This is a genomic window from Oceanobacillus chungangensis (genome assembly GCF_003369565.1).
GTDB classification, from domain to species: domain Bacteria; phylum Bacillota; class Bacilli; order Bacillales; family Amphibacillaceae; genus Oceanobacillus; species Oceanobacillus chungangensis.
The window spans coordinates 111,164-133,058 of record NZ_PIOD01000006.1; the positions used below are offsets into that span (position 1 = coordinate 111,164).

Consider the following 21,895-nt stretch of genomic DNA (forward strand, 5'->3'; position numbering starts at 1 on the left):
CAAAATAGGAAGGAAGGGTGAATGTATTGAGTAGTCTAATTAGAAATATGACTTGGAAGGAATATCATTCTAAAGTGGAGGATCATATACTTATTTTGCCTGTTGGTTCGACTGAACAGCATGGTCCGCATTTACCATTAGGTGTTGATTCAATTATTTCAGAAAGGTACAGCCATGCGATAGCACAGAAAGTTAAAGCAGTTATTGCTCCAACAATAAATTTTGGTTATAAATCACAACCGGCTAGTGGAGGAGGTCCACTGTTCCCCGGCACGGTTGATTTAAATGGGGCTACGCTGACCTCTCTGATCTATGATGTGCTAAAGGAGTTTATTGATGATGGGTGGAAGAAAATTTTAATTATGAGCGGACATTATGAAAATGATGCATTTCTTGCTGAAGCTTGTGATCTTCTACTAAGGAATCAAAAGGAAGCATATCCTAAAATTCTACTAACCAATTGGTGGGATAATATCTCGCAGGAAATATTGCCTGTGATATTTGATGAGGTGGAATTTAAGGGGTGGGCAATGGAGCATGCTGCTATTACAGAGACATCAATGATGATGTATTTTACACCAGATCTTGTCCATGAAAATCTTATCACAGATGATGCGATTGAAAATCCGCCGACATATCAAAGATTCCCGCCATCTGAAACGTTGATTCCATCTTCAGGTTGTCTTTATACTGGAAAATCTAGCACAGCTGAAAAAGGTCGCCTAATCGTTGATGATGTAGTAAATAATATAATTTCAATTTTGAAGAAGGAATTTACTGTATCCGAAGTGAAATATGTTTAGATAAATGGAAAACTAAATTATAAAGTAGGAAGTGTCAATTATGAAAGCTTTTCATAAAGGGTGGTTTGTACTTTTTATAGGTGTCCTAAACTTATTAGCTTTTCTTGGGTTGGGGCGTTTTTCACTCGGGACCATTTTTCCTTTTATGAAAGCAGGCTTGGACCTAACGTACAGTGAAATAGGAATTGTTTCATCCGCTATCTTTTTGGGATATGTGATTAGTGCTTCCCTAGCCGGAAATATTTCAGTCCGTTTCAGTCTGTCCGCTAAAAAAATGATTGTATTCTCACTCATATTAACCTGCGCTGGGATGTTTGCCGGCGCATTATCATTTAATTTTTTGTCTGCGTTCTGCGCTTGTTTTCTTATTGGAATTGGGGCAGGGATAGGAAATACAATTACACTTAGTCTTATTGGAAATTGGTTCTCTCCTAAGCGTAAAGGAATGGCAATCGGAATCGCTTATTCCGGTGCGGGACTTGGCATGGCGGTTAGCGGTTTCGTTGTTCCAATTATCATTTCGTTAAATATTGACAAAGGATGGCAAATTAGTTGGTATACAATGGGAGCCGTTGTATTAATCATTATACCGATTAATTTGCTTTTTTTAAATAACACTCCCGAGGAAGTCGGTCTGAAGCCAATAGATGCGAAAAATAATACTGAATTACTGCTTCATGCAAATACCGAATTACAGCATGATAATAAGGAAAAAAACGTATACAAAAATAAAACAATATGGATGACAGGCATGATTTACATGGCGTGGGGATTTAGTTATATCATGTTTTCAACATTTTTAGTGGATTATCTGATGAAGGAGATACATCTTGATAAAGAAGCTGCTGGCAGCTTTTTCGCGTTTGCTGGGTTAGGCAGTATTATAAGCGGATATATATGGGGGCATATATCAGATCGAATCGGAAGAACTTCTACACTGTTCATTGTTCTCGTTGTACAATCTGTTATATTGATCCTATTTGGTTTCGTTCATCAACCAGTTTTGCTGCTTATTAATGCGATTGTTTATGCCGTAACACTTTGGGCAATACCGACGACGATGGCTGCGTCTATTAGTGATTTCATCCATCCGATTAACGTGCCAACTGGAATTGGATTCATTACACTGTTTTTTGGTATTGGACAATTTATCTCACCTATTGTTATTAGTTCCATCGTGGATTTTACCGGATTTTATTTTATTGCTTTTATCGTCTCTTCCATCGTTTGTTTTATGGGTGGGCTAGGATGTATAAAGCTATATATGATGCAAAAGACAAAATCTCCCCAAAGAAAAAATATCATTACACATCATATTAATTCATAATCAGAATTTCTATAGAAAAGATGCAATCAAACATTAATAGCAATCTGTAAAACAGATATGTTTCATTGGTTTTAGCTATTATACAGGAACATTTCTATCTATTATACTAATATTAATCATTAAAATCACCATTATGTAAACGCATACATTCGAGGGTTGGAACATTTAATCAAAAGTTGCAGGAGGCGATAGGAGCAGTAGAACAATCTTTAGCTGACTATTAAAAAGGTAGATTGAAGATTAAAAATGGGAGGGTTATACAAATGCAAAAAGTAAATGATCTTGAAAGAATAAAAATAATTGAAAATGGAGAAAAGGTGCAACCAACCTTTTCAAAGCAAGAGATGGAAAATCGCAATGCTATTTTACGTCAAAAAATGGCTGAATTGGATTTGGATGCAGTGTTATTCACTTCATATCATAATATAAACTACTATAGTGATTTCCTTTATACTTCATTCGGACGATCATATGCTCTTGTAGTAACCCAGGATAAACATTTTACTGTTAGTGCCAATATTGATGGCGGGCAGCCATGGCGCCGCAGTTTTGGCGATAACATTGTATATACGGATTGGCAAAAGGATAATTACTTGCATAGCATTCAAAAGATATTAGGAACGATACCGAAACGATTAGGTGTGGAAGATGATCATGTCACACTGGAAATGCGCAAGAAAGTAGAGGATGCATTTCCGAATGCTGAACTTATTGATGTTTCAAAAATAACGATGCGTCAACGAATGTTCAAATCTGAGGAAGAAATCGAGCTGATTAAAAATGGTGCACGTATCGCCGATATCGGTGGTGCCGCAGTTGTTGAAGCAATCAAAGAGGGTGTACCAGAATACGAGGTCGCACTTCACGGTACACAAGCGATGACCCGCGAAATTGCCCGTACGTATCCACACGCAGAACTAAGAGATACATGGATATGGTTCCAGTCCGGGATAAATACGGATGGGGCACATAACTGGGCGACTTCACGCAAAGTACAGCGCGGTGAGATACTTAGTTTAAACTGTTTTCCGATGATTGCTGGTTATTATACAGCACTGGAACGTACGTTATTTTTAGAAGAAGTTCCTGAGAGACATCTTGAACTATGGGAAATAAATGTAAAAGTTCATGAAAGAGGACTTCAACTGATCAAGCCTGGTGTAAGATGTATGGATATCGCTTTAGAATTAAATGACATTTATCGTGAGCATAACCTACTTGCAAACCGTACATTCGGCTATGGGCATTCTTTCGGGGTGCTAGGTCATTATTATGGTAGGGAAGCAGGGCTTGAGCTACGTGAAGACATTGAAACTGTCATCGAGCCGGGAATGGTTATCTCTATGGAGCCAATGATAATGGTTCCAGAAGGTGAGCCCGGTGCAGGCGGATATCGTGAACACGACATTCTTGTTGTAACAGTAAATGGTGCTGAAAATATCACTAAATTCCCATATGGTCCAGAACATAATATTATTAAGAAGTAATAACTCGGATCACTAATCACGAACGGACTCTATTAATGAAGCTCCCAAAGTGCCCACCTGTATCAAAAGGTGGGCATCACTTTTTCCCTTTAGGCCTTATAATTAAAATTTGAGACTGAGGTAACGCTTCTTATCAAAAAATCTTCCGCTATTTATATTAAGTGCGATGTTGATTATTGCTTCCGAATAGCTCCTTGTATAGTAGGGGTTACTGTATGAAAAATTGATAGTAATGCATTTTCGTTGGATAATGCTGCTTTAAAAGAGTCTTTTGTTTTTTTCTCCAATATTCAGCTATGTGTAAGGGAAGCGCTCTCTCTTTATAGAAAGATAGTAACTTCTTCTCGCACCACTCCAGCGGAGAAAATACACGAAGACTCCTGCGGGAGGAAGGGCCTAGGTGAGACTTTGAAGTGCGAAAGCACAAGAAGGCTCACCAGCCCCCCGCGGAAAGCGTAGTGTATTTTCGCAGCGACTAGCCCGTGAGCAATTTCCATTTCAAGCAGATTTTATCGACTACGAGTTATCAATTATCACCTCAAAATTAACAGTCTAAGCCTGATAGAGCATTCACTAATTCAGATGGAAGACATCTCTTTCCATCATTATACGTGAAGGTGAAATCATTATATAATTTATTTAAACAAGCTAGATGGCAATGTAAAACGTTGAAAGCGATTACGGAGAAAAAATGGAAAAAACAAGTTACCCAAAAAACTTCAAATCTAATAGGGGGATTATGAATGACAAGACATTATGAAGTAATTGTTGTTGGTGCTGGTTCAATGGGGATGGCTGCAGGCTATTATTTAGCGAAACAAGGAGTAAAAACATTATTAATCGATGCATTTGATCCGCCACATGATCAAGGAAGTCACTTTGGTGAAACACGAATTATCCGACATGCGTATGGTGAGGGAAGAGAGTATGTCCCTCTAGCACTTAGATCACAAGAGCTGTGGAATGAGCTAGAAAAGAAAACGCATCTAAAAATATTTACCCAAGCTGGTGCAATGGGCTTTGGTCCTAAAGGGAATGCGCCATTTATTGATGAGGCAATTGCAAGTGGGATAGAATATAATTTAGAAGTCGATCACCTTTCAGGGGCAGAAATGAAAGACCGTTTTCCAGGGTTAAATGTTCCGGATGATTATAATGCCTTTTATGAACCTAATTCCGGATTTTTATATAGTGAAAATTGTATTCAGGCTTATAGAGAACTTGCAGAACACCATGGTGCTGAATTATCCGTTAACAATCCCGTTGTCGATATCGAGGCATATGAAGATGGGGTGAAAGTCGTTACGAACAAAGACACATTTACAGCAAACAAACTAATTATTTGCAGTGGAGCTTGGAATAAGGAGATTCTTGCCAAACTGGACCTGGATTTGCCACTCATACCGACACGTCAACCTGTTGCTTGGTTTGAAGCAGAAGAATCATTATTTAATGTAAATAATTTTCCTACTTTCATGGTTGAAGTTCCAAGTGGTGACACTAGAGCCATTTATTACGGATTTCCTACGTTCGGCGGATGCGGCGTAAAAGTGGGAAGGCATGATTTCGTTGATATCATTGAACCTGAGACAATGAACCGTGAATTTGGTTCTGATCCAAATGATGAGGGACATATTCGTGAATTCTTGGATAATTTCATGCCGAAAGCTTCAGGAGCGTTAAAGAAAGGGGTCATTTGTATGTATACAAGAACCCCGGACGGGCACTTTATCATTGATAAACATCCACAGCATTCACATATTTCTATCGCAGCAGGATTTGCTGGACATGGCTACAAGTTTGCAAGTGTCGTAGGTGAAATATTATCTCAATTAGCTGTGAAAGGTGAAACAGAGCACGATATTAATATTTTTAGAATTAATCGACCAAGTTTGCAGGAGAAAAGTGTCAGTAAGTAATTGGCATGAAGTATTTTATTAAGTTATTATCATTGTGAAAAAGATGTCTAGAAATAGGCATCTTTTTTGGCTGGGTCATTATTAGCTTCCAGTGTGTATCTTGCAGGATTTGATTGCCTAAGATAAAATGACCTTGTTAATAGAAGATTTAGAATTAGGGTGTGAGTAATAAATACACCATAAATTTAATGAATCAGCTTCATAGAAAATTTAGTGAAAATAATTTGGAGAGAAGTGCAATTATCATACATAATATATTTAAAAAAGATTTGTTTCTAGGAACTAAAATAATAAAATCACAGGGGAAGTATAAGTTATGATTATCGAACATTTGAAGTCGACAGAAGCGGCGCCAATGGAATTGCTCCTATCAGCAGATCCATCACGTGAGCTTGTAGAGGAATATTTAGCTGCTGGAAATTGTTTTATTGCAAGGAATCGAGATGAGATTATCGCAGTTTATGTTTTATTGCCAATAAACGCAACTACGATTGAGCTAATGAATATCGCTGTAGCTGAAAAAGAACAAGGAAAAGGGATTGGAAAGGAATTAATCAATCATGCCATTGAATATGCTAGAAAGCAAGGGTATTCTGCCATTCAAGTAGGTACAGGAAATTCAAGTATCGGTCAGCTCGCTCTGTATCAAAAGTGTGGATTTCGTATCATTGGAATTGAGCCTGATTTCTTCGTGAGAAATTATGAAGAACAGATTATCGAGAACGGAATTATTTGCCGAGACATGATTCGACTGGAGCGAAAGTTAATTTAATCATCATTTGGCAAAATTAAATTACTGGGAGCAAAATAAAAATGGAGAACGAAGAAAAGTACTTAAGAGCGAAGAAGCGGGTACAAAATCTGAAAGGGTTTTATCAACATCTACTATCCTATATTTTAGTAAATATCATGCTATTTATCATTAATATGGTAACCGATGCAAGTCATTGGTGGTTTATCTATCCACTCATGGGGTGGGGGATTGGCTTAATCGCGCATGCACTCTCTGTCTATTCTGACGGATTCATGGGTGCAGACTGGGAAGAAAGAAAAATAAAAGAATATATGGAGAAGGATAAGCGGGACAATTAATCGTTAGAGATAATAATGCTCGTCATATGGAGGCAGTCATAGATTTCAAATATACGATAATAAAAATATGCACTGCATGTATGCAGTGCCTTAATATTTACAGCAGAAAGTATTAGAATAACTGATTCGAGAAACCTAGGTATTTTGACTCCTTTATGCAGCTATTTGTAAGATTGTTAGCCCAAATGTTATAGCAACTTAGCTTATTAATAATTATTCCAACATCGAGTTAGCAATCTCAACTAAATCATCTATCGTGAAATCAGCATCTGTGACATCAGGAGGTACTAGTAACGATAACTCCTGATAATTACCATCTTCTCCCTGCCAATGTAGTTCGTACTCTCCAGTCACTTTAGCCTCTATGCCGCTTTCCAAGGTTACCGTTTCATTACTAGTTTCATTTGCAAACGTTACATCGCCATACATCGTGTTGAGAATAAGCTGATAATCTGTAGCTTCATCTGCGTAAATAAAGGTTGTGTTAATAATATTACCTGTTGGGTCGTTGTACGGCTCACTAGAATATCCAAAATGTATCGTTTCGTAAGTATCTGGAAGTTTTGAAGGAACGACGATGTTTTTTCTGAAATCTTCAGGCAGTACTTCAATATCTTGGATAATTGTTTCTGGATATTCAGATATTATCTTTGCAGATGGATTTGCATCATCGGAACATGCCACAAGTATAACAAGCAGCAAAATTGCAATTGTTAATAATATTTTTTTCAATATAATCTGCTCCTTCAATATGTAATAGTACTTATACGATAAATTAAGTGTTAGGTTTCAATTTTTCGATAATTATTCTTTAATATTTTAACTGAAAATTGACACATATCAGCAAAACTACCTATGTAATTATGATAAAATGGTATAAAGGAGCGAGGTTACGTGATTTTACATACGGAGGTATCGGGAAGCTTTTTAGAAAAAAAGTTAGTGAGTCAAATACAAGAGAGTGATAAGTGCTGAGCATTTAAAATAATTGGGAAGGACGTTGGAACATTGAATAAACAGAAACAGGTGGGGATATTGCTGTATGAGTATGTAGACATTTTGGACTTCTCTGGACCAGCCGAAGTGTTATCACTTGCAGCTATAAATAAATTACAGCAATCTGTAAATCTATATAAAAAGAAAATGTTGGCAAACAATCCATTCCGTGTCTTTACGGTTTCCGAAACGGGTGAACAAATAAAAACACATACAGGGATAAAAGTAGAACCGGAATTTAGTTTTGTGAATGCACCCAAAATTGATATATTAATCATTCCTGGAGGACCGCTGCGAGCTGTAGAGGAAATAAGCAAAAATGAAAGAATAATAAATTGGATTATGGAACACTCGCAAGTTGACTACTTGTGCTCTGTTTGTACAGGGGCATTTATTCTTGCAAGAACAGGTGTGTTGAACGGAAAAAAGGCAGCGACACACCACTTAGCTTCGAATATACTTAAAAGAAAGTATCCATCTATTCAAGTAGCTTCTGAAAAAGTTATACAAGATGAAAATGTTATTACTTGTGGTGGCGTGTCATCTGGAATTAATATGGCACTATACTTGGTTGAACAAGTACTTGGAAGTGAAGCGGCAGAGAGAACCGCCAAAACAATTGAATTTACATAAGGTAGGGGGAAGAAGATGATGTTTAAATACACCATTTGCTTCATTAAAAGAGGAAATGAAATATTACTATTGAATCGTGAAAAATCGAGCTGGATGGGAAGATGGAATGGTGTTGGTGGCAAGTTAGAATTGGGTGAAACACCATTGGAATGCATACTACGTGAAATTAAGGAAGAAACAGGGATTGAAGTAGCTAAGGTGGCATATAAAGGCATGGTTACTTGGATTGATAAGAATGTTTCTCAAGGTGGCATGTATGCGTATATTGCAGAAGTAGCTGAAAATTATCAATATCCTACGCCATTGAAAACAGTGGAAGGGATCTTGGATTGGAAAAAGATTGACTGGATTTTGCATCCTGAAAATGAAGGCATCGCGAATCTGAAATATTATCTACATACAATGTTAGAAGATGATCGTACATATGAACATCAATTTGTTTATGATGGGGATAGGGTTCTTGAATTTGCAACTATCCCTCAGGAACAAGAGGCTACAATCGGAAAATAAAAAGAGGGAGTTTAGGGATGTTAACATATGAACAATTAAAAGAAATTAAATCGCTCCAATTTATCTGTGAGGCGGGAGAGGACTTTGAATTAAAACTGAATTGGGACATGCTGCGAAAAAGGGAGGAAGGGGAAGCAAATGATTTCTTCCATTATAGTAGTAATGGTCTGCTTGTTGGATTTTTAGCATTATATGATTTTGGTAACAAGGTAGAAATATGTGGAATGGTGCATCCACAGCACCGGAGAAAAGGAATCTTCTCGGATCTATTTTCGAAAGCAATTCAAGTTTGTAAAGAACGGCAATATGATGAAATATTATTGAATGCTCCTGCAAACTCTGTTATGGCAAAGAAATTTTTCGAATCATTAACATGCAATTATGCTAATACAGAATATCAAATGAAATGGTTTGAAACGGAATTGATAGAAGAAAAAGATGTTCGAATAAGACCGTCAGTCACTAAAGCTGATCTTCAGCTAGAAGTCCAACTAGATGTTTGCTGTTTTGGATTTTCAGAAGGAGAGGCAGTTGATTATAACAACCGAATAAGGCGGGAAAACGATCAACAATTTTACATCATTGAATTTGAAGAGGAAGCTGTAGGGAAAATTAGAGTTTCTCATGAGAAGAGCGATGCTTGGATATACGGGTTTGCTATATTACCAGAACATCAGGGTAAAGGGATTGGCAGGAAAGCTTTGAAGAAAATAGTTTTAGCAGAGCATCAACAGGGAAAGAATATCTTCCTTGATGTTGAGGCGACAAACAATCATGCGTTAAAGCTCTATGAATCATGTGGTTTTCAATCATTCCATGCACAGGATTATTATCGGATGGAACAATAACGTAAGCACTCGTACTAGCAGTAGAGCAGGGCATGATCTCTATTGTCACGGAATTAAGTGAGAAAGTTTTTTATATCCTTTCGTCTAAATACTATTGAAAACAACCTAGAAAACACTCGAAAGGAGAATGACCTATGCCAAATTGTCAGAAATGCGGCCAACAATGGAGTTGGTCTCAAACATTAAAGGTGAATTTTAAACTCGATGGAATGGAGTGTCCAAATTGTGGGGAAAAACAATATGTCACTTCTAAATCAAAGAAAAAATTAAATCGAATCTCTTATCTGCCAGCTATGTTAATCATACTACTATTATTTGATTTGTCTCTGCAAATCACCATTGGATTTATTATCGTTGGGTGTATTTTAATGATTGGATTTTACCCTTTTCTAATTGAGTTAACTAGCGAAGATGAGGGAGCTTTTTAGAAATATGAAAGTGGGGGATTAAATGGCTGAAAAAGAAATATTACATCGTTTTGGTTTTGCGACAGATGAGGAGCCGGTAAGTATTTATCCTTTTTCTCCAGTCTTTAAAGTAAAGGGAGAAACAAATGATTTCATTATTAAACGTACGCAGAATCAAGAACGAAAAGTTATGGATTATGTTACGATGCTAAGAGATAATGGAGTAAATGTCGTGACGCCTGTGCCATTAAAAGCTGAAAACCCGCAACTGATTGGCAATGAAACATATGTCACTTATCCGTTTATCGATGGGACTTCATATACTGGAAAAGATCAAGAAATTATCGAGGCAGGAAGACTTTTAGGGGAAATCCATTATCTTTCGCCTCTAGAAAACACTTATAATCTTGATACGTATGATGTATTTGATTTCAATGAGGAAGAAGTTGAGGAAAGTGTTCAGAAAATCAAAACGTATGCAGCTGGTTTTAATGTTTCAATCGACATATTGCAACTGGAAGCAAAATTAATGGAGGCCGTTAAGACACAAGAAATATTGAAAAATTGTCGATTACCGCTTGTAGCAACGCCACATGATTATAAAGCAAATAACTTAATCTATACGCCGATGCCATTTTTAATTGATCCAGACAATGCAGCATGGGTTCCACGAATATTTGATTTAGCGCTTGCTTTACTATTATTTCATAATGAAATGGCTACCGCTCCAGATAGAGTATTTACTACTACTGAATGGCAGACATTTTTATCAGGATATATAGAGAATGTCTCCATTTCAGAACCGGAACTTTCAAATTGGCAGAGCGCAGTTGAGCACGTATTTTTAGATGAAGTAATGTGGCTAATGGCTGAAGTAGAAGAAGATTGGTCAAACCCTAAGCAACGAAATCTGTTTGTTAGCTTGACTCAGTTTATATTGAATTCCTCTAGCTATAGTCTTGATTAAAATGCCAATCTAGAAGGCAGGGCAGGGCTGATACCGATATAATTGAAAATACGCTGATATATTTAATGAACAGGCCGATATATTGAAAAAATTCGCCGATATCTGTTCCGTTTAAGCCGATATTCGACAAACTAATCGGAGAAAAATTTGTTTACTGTTTTAAGGGAAATCGTGATGTAGAAACAGAATAAACTGATATACTTATGAAAAAGCATATATCTATAAAATGTAAATTAGGTAAACTTAATCCAACTATTAAATTGATTAATCTTAACGCTAGGACTGGAGGAAAAAAATGAGTTTAACAGATATTGAAATTGCCCATCAGGTAACAATGAAACCAATCGGAGAAATTGCGAAGAAGGCAGGGATTGCTCAAGGAGATCTCGAACTTTATGGAAATTATAAAGCAAAAATTAATTATAATGTAATGGACGAGCTAAAGGATAAGAAGGATGGGAAACTAATTCTTGTCACAGCCATTTCCCCTACACCTGCAGGAGAAGGAAAGACAACAACTGTTGTTGGACTTGGTGATGCACTGCAAAGAATTGGCGAGAATGCGTTTATTGCACTTAGAGAGCCATCACTTGGACCGGTTTTTGGTGTAAAAGGTGGAGCAGCTGGTGGCGGGTATGCACAGGTTGTACCGATGGAAGATATTAATTTACATTTTACTGGTGACTTTCATGCAATCGGAGCGGCAAATAATTTACTTGCAGCAATGATTGATAATCATATCCATCAAGGAAATCAATTACATATAGATACAAGGAAAATAACTTGGAAACGAGTTGTTGATATGAATGATCGACAATTGCGTTTTATTGTTAATGGATTAAACGGAAAGATAAATGGTGTTCCCCGTGAAGATGGTTTTGATATTACCGTTGCATCGGAAATCATGGCAGTCCTTTGTTTATCGAATAGCATTTCGGAAATGAAGGAAAAGCTAAAAAACATTATCATTGGCTACACTACAGCGGATGAGCCTGTTACGGCAGGACAATTAAATGCACATGGCGCAATGGCAGCCTTATTAAAGGATGCGCTAAAGCCGAATCTAGTGCAAACACTTGAGCACACACCTGCTTTAATTCATGGTGGACCATTTGCAAATATTGCCCACGGCTGCAACAGTATTATGGCGACAAAATTAGCCTTAAAATACGCAGACTATGTTGTAACCGAAGCTGGATTTGGTGCAGACCTTGGCGCAGAGAAATTTATGGATATTAAATGTCGTATAGCAGGTTTGGAACCATCTGCAGTTGTTGTAGTCGCAACAGTTCGTGCATTAAAGATGCATGGTGGCGTAGCAAAAACAGAGCTGAACCATGAAAACTTGTCCGCACTTGAAACTGGGCTTCCGAACTTACTGAAGCATTTAGAAAATGTTCAAGAAGTCTTTGGCATGCCAGCAGTTGTTGCGATAAATAAATTCCCAACAGATAGTGAAGCAGAACTTAACTTAGTGAAAGAAAAATGTGAGGCATTAGGTGTAAAAGTTGTACTTTCAGATGTATGGGCAAATGGCGGAGCAGGGGGAGAAGACCTTGCAAAAGAAGTTGTCCGCTTAGCAAATACAGAAAATAATTTCCGATTTGCTTATGACTTAGAAGATTCCATTACGGAAAAATTGGAGAAAATCGTAAAGAAAGTATATGGTGGCTTTGGAATCGAATTATCCAAGTCAGCACAAAAGGAAATCGACCGATTAGAGTCTCTTGGATTTGGTAAATTACCTATTTGTATGGCAAAGACCCAATACTCTTTATCTGATGATCCAACGAAATTAGGACGTCCAGAAGGATTTACTGTAATGATAAAAGATATCAAGGTTTCAGCAGGGGCTGGATTTATTGTTGCCTTAACAGGAACGATTATGACGATGCCAGGACTTCCAAAGAAACCAGCAGCTGAAAATATTGATGTAGATGAAAATGGACAAATTCAAGGATTATTCTAAATCGAAAATTAGAATATCTTTATGGATGAGAATGATCAATTGCTAAGGAGTTTTACTTTTCATGAATTATGAAGAATCACTTGCCTTTATTCATGGCAGGCAATATAAAGGTATGAAGCTTGGCCTGGATAATATAACGAAGCTTATGGAGTTATTAGGAAATCCACAAAATAAATTGAAGTTTATTCATATTGCTGGCACAAATGGGAAGGGATCAACTGCCTCTTTTATAAATCAGGTTTTAATCAAAGCTGGATATAAGACAGGACTATTTACATCCCCATATTTAGAGCGATTTAATGAAAGAATTAAAATTAATAATCAAGATGTCCCAGACAATCAATTGAGTGATATTACAAATCTAATAAAAACTAAGATTGATGAGATGGAAGATAAGCCAACGGAATTTGAGATTGTAACTGCAATCGCGTTTCAATATTTTTATGAGCAGCAATGTGATGTAGTCGTACTTGAAGTTGGACTAGGGGGAAGATTTGATTCAACAAACGTAATTGAAAAACCGCTACTATCCGTTATCACATCTATCGGACTCGACCATCAAGCCTTTTTAGGGAATACATTAGCTGAAATTGCATTTGAAAAAGCGGGCATTATTAAAGAAAATAGCCAAGTGCTGCTATATCCACAAACTAGTGAAGTAGAAGCAGTCATTCACCGCGTTGCTGCGGAAAGAAATAGTACCGTGGATAAGGCTGATTTTACAGAGCTAAAACGAATAACGAATAGCATCGATGGGCAAACCTTTTATTACAATGGGTATCAAGAGCTACGGATTTCATTACTTGGCGAACATCAACTGAAGAACGCCGCAATTGCGATAGAGGCTATTGAAATATTAAGGCATGCCGGTTTAACGATACATGAAGACGATATGAGAGAGGGCTTGGCTGAAACAAAATGGCCTGGGCGATTTGAAATTATCAACCGAGACCCACTAGTCGTGATTGATGGTGCACATAATCTCGACGGTATACATGCGCTAGTACTGAATATAAGACAGCTTTTTTCTGGAAGAAGGATCATTGGAATTCTAGGAATCCTCAAGGATAAGGATTACCAGCATATGATTGAAGAAGTAAGTCCTGTAATAGACCAATTTATTACAGTTACACCTGATAATCCTCGAGCAATTCCTGCTGATGAGCTCGCATCATATTTAATAGAACATCGTATTCCAGCAATTGCTGCAGATAGCTATGATGCAGCAGTTGAGCTGGCATATCAAGAAAGTGGAGAAAAAGATGTTATTTGTGCTTTTGGCTCGCTTTATTATATTGGAGAAATTAAACGAGTAGTACAACAAAGGTAATCAATAAACAGTAGGAGAAATGTAGTAATGGATAAGAAAAAGATGGAAGAAGCAGTAAGGATGATATTAGAAGCAATCGGCGAAGATCCAGATCGACAAGGATTGCTTGATACGCCTGCAAGGGTTGCGAAAATGTATGAGGAAGTATTTTCAGGATTAAAGAAGGATCCGGCAGAACATTGCAAAACCGTATTTGAAGAGGAGCATGATGAGGTTGTCCTCGTAAAAGATATCCAGTTTTCATCGATGTGTGAGCATCATTTAGTTCCGTTTTTCGGTGTTGCACATATCGCTTACATACCTAAAAATGGACGCGTTATTGGACTCAGCAAGTTAGCACGGATTGTGGACGATTTTAGTAAGCGACCACAGCTGCAAGAAAGAATTACAACCTCTGTTGCAGAATTATTAATGGAAGAGTTAAGTCCTATTGGTGTGATGGTTGTGCTCGAGGCAGAGCATATGTGTATGACGATTCGCGGTGTGAAAAAGCAAGGGGCGAAAACCGTAACAAGTGCTGTTCGAGGAGAGTTCAGAACGAATAGTAAATCGAGAAATGAAGTATTATCATTAATTAAGTTTTAAGGGGAATTTATTTTTCGACGAATAGAAATCTGGTGGGGGTGGATGCATTGCATAAATCAGAACTACGTGAAAAAATGATTTCCAAGCTCGAAAATATCGCTGCCGATAAGAAGCGAGAGATTGAAGGACAGCTTGCTGATAATCTTTTTCAATCGGAAGCATGGCAAAGGGCAAAATCAATCGGCATCACGATTTCTCAAGGGATGGAATGGAATACGCAGCCAATTATTGAGAAGGCATGGGAACAGGGGAAGGACGTGTATGTTCCAAAATGCTTGCCAAAGGAAAAGAAGCTAATCTTTTACAGATTTGAGAGTTATGATCAGTTAGAGGTTGTCTATTATAATTTGCAGGAACCAAAGGCTGATGAAACATTAAAGGCAGAAAAGGATGCAATCGAGCTTTTGCTTGTACCGGGACTTGTATTTGACGGGCGAGGATATCGCATTGGTTTTGGTGGTGGTTACTATGATCGCTTTCTGACTGATTTTCCAAATCGGACGATTTCTTTAGCCGCTGTTTTCCAGCTTATCGATCAGGTGCCAAGGGAAGTATATGATATTCCTGTTGAACAAATCATTACAGAAAAAACGAGCGAGTGAAGATGCTTCACTCGCTCGTTTCATTGATATGCTATTTACAGTTAATTTTAGAAGACAACCTTATTTTTTAATAATCTTCCCATCTGTACCAACTCTGCGTACGAAAAAGGCAAGAATAAGTGCTAGAGCTGCAATCAATGTTGAAACAAAGAAGGAGAAATTAATTCCGTTTAACATTGCTTCATTCAGTAGTTGTGTTTGTAATGCTGTATCTGTAGTTGAATTTAGATTAGCAGTTTGTGATAATTCCGCCAAGCTTGATTCCGTACGATTATTCATTACGGTAATTAGTAATGCAGCACCGATAGCACCTGATACCTGCTGTAATGTATTATTCATTGCTGTACCATGTGGATTAGCCTTCATTGGTAACTGATTAAGACCATTTGTCATAATTGGCATCATTACCATTGACATTCCCAAGCTACGAATCGTAAACAGGATAATCATATTCATGTATGAAATCTCCATATCCAGACGACTGAAGAAGTAAGTAGTGATGACCACAATGAATAAACCACTAATAGCTAATAATCTTGGACCGTATTTATCAAAAAGCCGCCCGATAATCGGTGACATAACTCCCATTACTACTGCACCTGGAAGCATAATCAAGCCTGCATCCATCGGAGAGAAACCACGAATCGTTTGAATATAAATAGGCATTAGAATCATGCCTGAGAATAGAGCAATTGATAAGACGATGGAGATGATGGATGACAATGAAAACATCGAATATTTAAAAATCCGAAATTCAAGCATTGGATCATCTGACCTTAATTGGCGAAGCGTAAACCAAATAAGTGCAATTACGCCGATAATGATTGTTCCATATACAAGCGGGCTATCCCAACCTCTATCGCCAGCAGAACTGAACCCGAATAGCAGTCCGCCGAATCCGATACTTGATAGAATGATAGAAAATACGTCTAGTTTTATTGCACGTTGCGGCGTAATATTTTTTAATTTAAAGATAGAATAAATCAGTATAAAGATAGCAAATGGTAAAATGATGTCAAACAGCGTTCTCCAGCTGTAATGTTCAACAATCCATCCGGAAAGCGTTGGCCCAAGGGCAGGTGCAACAAACATGACCATCCCGAAAATTCCCATAGCTGTTCCTCGTTTTTCAATCGGAAAAGCAGTTAGCATAATATTCATTAATAATGGCATCATCATTGCAGAACCAGCTGCCTGGATCATTCTAGCGGTAAGAAGAATGCCAAAGGTTGGTGATAAACTAGCAAGTAACGTACCTGCTGTAAATAATCCCATTGCGGTAATAAATAACCCTCGATTTGAAAAGCGCTGAATAAAAAATGCACTCGCAGGTATTAATATCCCATTGATTAGCATATAACCTGTCGATAGCCATTGTACTGCAGTCGGTTTTACTGAGAACTCAACCATAATCGATGGCAGTGCAACGTTTAACAACGTTTCATTTAATATAGATACAAACGCACCAATAAACAAGATCGCAATCATCCCATATGGCGGTTTTTCTTGCAGTGAACTCACATTACTTGTATTTATAAAAATCCCTACTTTCAATAGATAAAAATATAGTGCATTATTAAGCACTTAAACATTCTATACCTATGTTGTCGACGTTGCAATAGTAAAATATCGAATACGGAATAATTATCAAGTCAGCGTTCTCCGAAAGGATATTGGGGTTAGATAATCGCAATTTAAGAATAAAATACGACGCCATTTTTCTGGCTTTGAGGAAGGTTAGGGAAAGCCAAGTCATTTTTACTACTGCAATCAACAAATGAAATCCTTTGTTTAATTATTTTACATAAAAGGAATGATATAAATAACAATAGGAATTTTGCACATTGGAGGTAATACTATGAGACGTTGGATAAAAAGACTAATTCGATTTGGACCAATTATCTATCCGATTGTTAAGAAACTACTAGAAAGTCGAAAACGAAAAAAACATTATAATTAATCTCTTAAAGAAGGAACGTGATTTTAAACGAGCTCCGGTATTTAGATTGGAAATGAAAAAGCGAAATTTGATTTTTTCAAGGTAATAAAGAAAGTATATTCATATTTCTTTCTGCAGGAGTAAGGTAATCTTCCTAGAAGCTTGGCGTACGCCAAGCTTCTATTATATATAAAGTACGATCTAAAAAGAGAAATAGAATGGTTAAAATAATGAATTAATATAAAACTTCTGGTACAATAACGGCTAATGATGGTAAATAAATGAAATAAAAGTAAGGAATTTTGAAACGGGGAGTATCATGCAATTATCAATTCGAAAAATGACGGAAAAATACGCAATTGAGATTCTTTGCTGGAAATATGAGAAACCGTATGACTTTTATAATCAAGTTTTAACAAGCGATGCAATTATGGAACTATTAACGAATAAATACTATGTTACGCTTGATGAGTATGAACAATTGATAGGATTTTTTTGTGTAGGCAAGTCTGCAAAGGTGCCAGCTGGTGAAAGAAATGTAGCGTACAAAGAAGATTTTATTGATGTTGGAATCGGTATGAAACCGGAATTTACAGGAAAAGGTAAAGGCTTGGAATTCTTCTCGAATATTCTTAGATTTATCGAAGAGAATTATCGGAATAGTCCAATTAGGCTGACTGTAGCTGAGTTTAATGAGCGAGCAATCCATCTTTATGAAAAACTAAACTTCGTAAAGAAAACGCAATTTCAACGAGGAAAAACGATTTACATTGTGATGGTGAGAGAAAAGATAAAAGCGGATAAGAAGGGAAAAATCATGAAAGAGAAACAAACATTTGAAACAACAGATGAATACATACGTCAATTTCCACCGGAGGTTCAGGAAAAGCTAAATACATTACGAGGTATTATTAAAGAGCTAGTGCCAGAAGCACAAGAAAAGATAAGCTACCAGATGCCTACATTTGCGTTATATGGGAATATTATCCATTTTGCAGCATATAAGAATCATATTGGATTATATCCAGGTGCAAGTGGGATTGCAGCATTTCAAAAGGAGCTTGTAGGATATAAAACGTCTAAAGGAACAGTGCAAATTCCAATTGGTGACCCACTCCCAGCTGAATTAATAAGAAAGATCGTGAAGTTTAAGGTAGAAGAGAATATTAAGAAAGCAGAAGCAAGGGGGAAAAAATAATTTAATCATCATTCGGTTTTAATATTCAGAATTAAATATTTCCAATCCATACTCGGTATGATATTCTGAATTTATCAACTTTATTGGGAGTGGTTATGCATGACGGATTGGAATGCAGCACTTTATGATGGTAAACACAAATTTGTTTCAAATTTTGGCGAAAGTCTTGTTACTCTTTTAAATCCACAAAATGGGGAGGAAATCCTGGATGTTGGCTGTGGTACAGGAGATTTGACTTACGAGATTTCAAAGAGCGGTGCTATTGTAACCGGCATTGATTCCGCAAATACTATGATCGAGGCAGCTAAGGAAAAGTACCCTAATATCCAATTTCATGTTCAAGATGCGGAACAGTTTTCATTTGATTTAAAATTTGATGCAGTATTCTCAAATGCTGCCATACATTGGATGAAAAATCAACAAAAGGTTGTTCAAAATTGCTATGATTCTCTATTACCAGGTGGAAGGTTTATTGCTGAATTAGGTGGAGCTAATAATATCCAATCCATTGTCGATGCTATAAAAGAAGCATCCGAACGTTTATCGATTTTGTATGACTTTACCTTATTTCCATGGGTGTTTCCTACAAAAGAGAAAATGATAGAACATCTTACTTATGCAGGTTTTTCAATCGTCGCTATTGAACTTTATGAACGACCAACGCCTCTAGTAGGGGAAGATGGGATTCGAAATTGGCTGGAAATGTTTAGCAGTAATATGTTTAAGAACCTTACATATTCTGAAAAGGAAGCAATCTATCGTGAAACTGAACGTATTTTACGCCCGGAACTATATAAAGAGAATGGTTGGGTTGCTGATTATTGGCGTCTTCGTTTTATTGCTGAAAAGCCTTTAATGGCAGGTAAGAATGTATAAGTGTAACTAAGTCTGTCATTTAATAGAACGGTGATGATTAGATAAAAAGTAATCCTATATTACTCTAAATTAATCTCTTGTAAAAAAGGAATATCTCAATTGCAGGATTGCGAAGATAAGGGCCGGGCAGGTGAAATATAGTTGAGAAAAATAATATTTTTAGTCTTGTTTTCACTATTATTCTTGGAAGCTTGTAATTCATCAACTTTAAGTATAAGTGAGATTGAAATTGTTCCAAATAAAGTACAGTAAATAATTAATTCTAATGAGACACATCAACTTATTAATGAAGGAGAAAAGAATCAACAAGACGATGTAATGATGCCGCATGTGTATAAATTAACGCTAGATCCTGAACATGAAGTTATCGATATTTACCTTAATGGCAGTCCAATTCTTTTGATAGTGTTATAGGTTGGCCGCCAACGAATTTCCTTTCTATCTCTATACAGTAAGTTTACTGCAAAACAGTTTGGATGATCATACGTCTGAGCTGTTTTTTTAGTTTCCTATTTACAATGTGCTCAGAGAAATACTTATATTATTTTTCTGCTAAAGAAACAATCTATCAGTTAATAGTTGTCAGTATGGATAAAAGTAAATTACTATTATTTATAATCTTTATAAAATTATTATGTTAAGATGAATGAAGAAACTATTTAAAGAACGGTGATTGAGATGTTTAAAATTATGTTAATTGAAGATGATGCAAGTCTATTTAAAGAAATACATGAGAGACTTACACAATGGTCATATGCGGTGTATGGGATTGATAATTTTAATCAAGTGATGGAGGAATTTTCTAAGGTTGAACCTGATTTAGTCATCATTGATATTCAGCTGCCGAAATTTGACGGTTTTCACTGGTGCAGAATGATTCGCTCCCATTCGAAGGTGCCGATTATTTTTCTATCTTCTCGTGATCACCCGACAGATATGGTAATGTCAATGCAGCTGGGAGCTGATGATTTTATTCAAAAGCCATTTCATTTTGACGTACTTGTTGCTAAAATCCAGGCTATTCTCAGGCGTGTTTATAACTATAATCAGCTTCAGGAAACTTCCATACGAACATGGAATGGTGCAACAATTGATTTCTTGCAAAACGCTGTTAGCAATGGGAAAGGGAATATTACGTTAACCAAAAATGAAATATACATACTAAGAATACTAGTGGAGCATAAAAACCGAATTGTAAGTAGGGAGGATATAATGAAAAGTCTTTGGGAAGACGAGCGTTTTGTAAGTGATAATACGCTAACGGTCAATGTGAATCGGTTGCGAAAACGGTTAGGGGAAATTGGATTAAGTGAATGGATTGAGACGAAGGTTGGTCAAGGATATATCGCAATAGAAGAGGATTCGCATGATGTTTAAGCAATATCTTGCAGAAAGAAGAGGCTGGATTTTTCTATTTCTTAGTTTACAAGCGTTGTTTCTCATTATCAGCTATGTTGATTCAGATATTCAAGTCTCATCGATTCTTTACATCGTTTTTTTATCATTTATCGTCTTTATTTTATTCCTCATCGTCCGTTATAATCGGGAAACAGCTTATTATAAAAGCTTAAAAGAATGGTATCCGGGCGTCGACACGAAGACGATAAGAGGGGCAGAAAGACCTCTGGAAAAAATTGTGGAGCGAGCGCTGAGGCTTCAAACAGAATCATATCGTCTAGAAACGAGTCAGAATTTAACAGAGATTGAGCAGGAAAAGGATGATTTATTATCCTGGATTCATGAAGTGAAAACACCGTTAACGACAATGCAATTAATGATTGAACGCGTAGAGGAGCCAGTATTAAAATCACAGCTGATGAATGAGTGGCTCAGAATCCATTTATTACTTGATCAGCAATTACATCATAAAAAGATTCCATTTATGGAAAATGATGTATACGTTGAAAAAGCTTCACTGGAACAACTTATTTTTACCGAGATAAAAGCATTGCAGTCATGGTGCTTCCAAAAAGGGATTGGATTTGACGTTTCATTCGAAATAAAGGAAGTTCTGACAGATACAAAATGGTTAGGATTTATGGTTCGACAGTTACTCACAAATGCGATTAAATATAGTGAAGAAGCAGATATTAAGATTCATAGTTTCATGAGGGATAGCTTAGTCCATTTACAAATCAAGGATGCTGGACGCGGAATAGATCCTAGAGATTTACCACGTATATTTGATAAAGGGTTTACTTCAACGAAAAATCATAAAGATAATGCTGCTACAGGAATGGGGCTATACCTAACAAAGAAAGTTGCAGCAGAATTAAACATACATATTGAAGTCCAATCAAAACTAAATGAAGGAACAACATTTACGCTATCTTTTGCAAAAAAGAATGATTTTCTAAAACTTACAAGCATGTGACGAAAATGTCACATGCTTTCCTATTTTGTTTGT

21 protein-coding genes are annotated in these 21,895 nt (G+C 36.7%); 19 read left to right on the forward strand and 2 right to left on the reverse strand.

Annotated features, from left to right (window positions below):
- Window positions 1-26: 26 nt before the first annotated feature.
- From CWR45_RS06645 to CWR45_RS06670, 6 genes are all read left to right on the forward strand, one after another.
- Window positions 27-803: a creatininase gene (locus CWR45_RS06645; protein WP_211315941.1), complete on the forward strand. Its 777-nt coding sequence runs from the start codon at window positions 27-29 to the stop codon at window positions 801-803.
- Window positions 804-843: 40 nt separating this feature from the next.
- Entirely contained in the window at window positions 844-2,130 is a 1,287-nt protein-coding gene (locus CWR45_RS06650) for an MFS transporter (protein WP_115749091.1), read from the forward strand.
- 263 nt (window positions 2,131-2,393) lie between these two features.
- The gene (locus CWR45_RS06655) at window positions 2,394-3,617 is read left to right on the forward strand and encodes a M24 family metallopeptidase (RefSeq protein WP_115749092.1); all 1,224 of its coding nucleotides are present in this window, start codon (window positions 2,394-2,396) and stop codon (window positions 3,615-3,617) included.
- Between the two features lie 743 nt (window positions 3,618-4,360).
- Window positions 4,361-5,536, forward strand: a complete 1,176-nt coding sequence (gene solA / locus CWR45_RS06660; RefSeq protein WP_115749093.1) for an N-methyl-L-tryptophan oxidase — start codon at window positions 4,361-4,363, stop codon at window positions 5,534-5,536.
- Window positions 5,537-5,852: 316 nt separating this feature from the next.
- Window positions 5,853-6,308 carry a GNAT family N-acetyltransferase gene (locus tag CWR45_RS06665; protein WP_115749094.1) on the forward strand — a complete coding sequence of 152 codons (456 nt, stop codon included), beginning with the start codon at window positions 5,853-5,855 and terminating at the stop codon, window positions 6,306-6,308.
- Window positions 6,309-6,349: 41 nt separating this feature from the next.
- On the forward strand, window positions 6,350-6,628 hold the full coding sequence (locus CWR45_RS06670; RefSeq protein WP_115749095.1) for a 2TM domain-containing protein: 279 nt from the start codon (window positions 6,350-6,352) through the stop codon (window positions 6,626-6,628).
- Between the two features lie 213 nt (window positions 6,629-6,841).
- Here the strand turns inward: CWR45_RS06670 and CWR45_RS06675 are convergent, their stop codons facing one another.
- Window positions 6,842-7,360 (reverse strand): hypothetical protein, encoded by a 519-nt coding sequence (locus CWR45_RS06675; RefSeq protein ID WP_115749096.1) that lies wholly within the window; start codon window positions 7,358-7,360, stop codon window positions 6,842-6,844.
- Between the two features lie 276 nt (window positions 7,361-7,636).
- Between CWR45_RS06675 and CWR45_RS06680 the strand changes: the two genes are divergently transcribed.
- The 9 genes from CWR45_RS06680 (at window position 7,637) to CWR45_RS06720 (ending at window position 15,475) form a co-directional block, all read left to right on the forward strand.
- A complete protein-coding gene (locus CWR45_RS06680; protein WP_115749097.1) occupies window positions 7,637-8,257 on the forward strand; it encodes a DJ-1/PfpI family protein in 621 nt (206 codons plus the stop codon).
- 15 nt (window positions 8,258-8,272) lie between these two features.
- A complete protein-coding gene (locus tag CWR45_RS06685; protein WP_342770085.1) occupies window positions 8,273-8,767 on the forward strand; it encodes an NUDIX hydrolase in 495 nt (164 codons plus the stop codon).
- A gap of 17 nt (window positions 8,768-8,784) precedes the next feature.
- Window positions 8,785-9,615, forward strand: coding sequence for a GNAT family N-acetyltransferase (locus CWR45_RS06690; RefSeq protein ID WP_115749098.1), 831 nt, complete (start codon window positions 8,785-8,787; stop codon window positions 9,613-9,615).
- A gap of 134 nt (window positions 9,616-9,749) precedes the next feature.
- Window positions 9,750-10,043 (forward strand): TIGR04104 family putative zinc finger protein, encoded by a 294-nt coding sequence (locus tag CWR45_RS06695; RefSeq protein ID WP_115749099.1) that lies wholly within the window; start codon window positions 9,750-9,752, stop codon window positions 10,041-10,043.
- Window positions 10,044-10,065: 22 nt separating this feature from the next.
- Window positions 10,066-10,989: a phosphotransferase gene (locus CWR45_RS06700; protein WP_115749100.1), complete on the forward strand. Its 924-nt coding sequence runs from the start codon at window positions 10,066-10,068 to the stop codon at window positions 10,987-10,989.
- 295 nt (window positions 10,990-11,284) lie between these two features.
- Window positions 11,285-12,958 carry a formate--tetrahydrofolate ligase gene (locus CWR45_RS06705; RefSeq protein ID WP_115749101.1) on the forward strand — a complete coding sequence of 558 codons (1,674 nt, stop codon included), beginning with the start codon at window positions 11,285-11,287 and terminating at the stop codon, window positions 12,956-12,958.
- Window positions 12,959-13,019: 61 nt separating this feature from the next.
- Complete coding sequence (locus tag CWR45_RS06710; protein ID WP_115749102.1) at window positions 13,020-14,288, forward strand: bifunctional folylpolyglutamate synthase/dihydrofolate synthase; 1,269 nt, start codon at window positions 13,020-13,022, stop codon at window positions 14,286-14,288.
- 27 nt (window positions 14,289-14,315) lie between these two features.
- On the forward strand, window positions 14,316-14,873 hold the full coding sequence (gene folE, locus CWR45_RS06715) for a GTP cyclohydrolase I FolE (protein ID WP_115749103.1): 558 nt from the start codon (window positions 14,316-14,318) through the stop codon (window positions 14,871-14,873).
- A 38-nt stretch (window positions 14,874-14,911) separates the two neighbouring features.
- Window positions 14,912-15,475 carry a 5-formyltetrahydrofolate cyclo-ligase gene (locus CWR45_RS06720; protein WP_342770086.1) on the forward strand — a complete coding sequence of 188 codons (564 nt, stop codon included), beginning with the start codon at window positions 14,912-14,914 and terminating at the stop codon, window positions 15,473-15,475.
- Between the two features lie 60 nt (window positions 15,476-15,535).
- Here the strand turns inward: CWR45_RS06720 and CWR45_RS06725 are convergent, their stop codons facing one another.
- Window positions 15,536-16,963 carry a DHA2 family efflux MFS transporter permease subunit gene (locus tag CWR45_RS06725; protein ID WP_115749321.1) on the reverse strand — a complete coding sequence of 476 codons (1,428 nt, stop codon included), beginning with the start codon at window positions 16,961-16,963 and terminating at the stop codon, window positions 15,536-15,538.
- A 770-nt stretch (window positions 16,964-17,733) separates the two neighbouring features.
- Here CWR45_RS06725 and CWR45_RS20380 point away from each other — a divergent pair.
- The 4 genes from CWR45_RS20380 (at window position 17,734) to CWR45_RS06750 (ending at window position 21,862) form a co-directional block, all read left to right on the forward strand.
- Entirely contained in the window at window positions 17,734-18,612 is an 879-nt protein-coding gene (locus CWR45_RS20380; RefSeq protein WP_342770087.1) for a GNAT family N-acetyltransferase, read from the forward strand.
- Between the two features lie 99 nt (window positions 18,613-18,711).
- Complete coding sequence (locus tag CWR45_RS06740) at window positions 18,712-19,488, forward strand: class I SAM-dependent methyltransferase (protein ID WP_115749104.1); 777 nt, start codon at window positions 18,712-18,714, stop codon at window positions 19,486-19,488.
- Between the two features lie 678 nt (window positions 19,489-20,166).
- Window positions 20,167-20,865 carry a response regulator transcription factor gene (locus tag CWR45_RS06745; protein WP_115749105.1) on the forward strand — a complete coding sequence of 233 codons (699 nt, stop codon included), beginning with the start codon at window positions 20,167-20,169 and terminating at the stop codon, window positions 20,863-20,865.
- Window positions 20,858-21,862: a sensor histidine kinase gene (locus tag CWR45_RS06750; protein WP_115749323.1), complete on the forward strand. Its 1,005-nt coding sequence runs from the start codon at window positions 20,858-20,860 to the stop codon at window positions 21,860-21,862. Before CWR45_RS06745 ends, CWR45_RS06750 begins: the two co-directional genes overlap by 8 nt.
- Window positions 21,863-21,895: the final 33 nt, after the last annotated feature.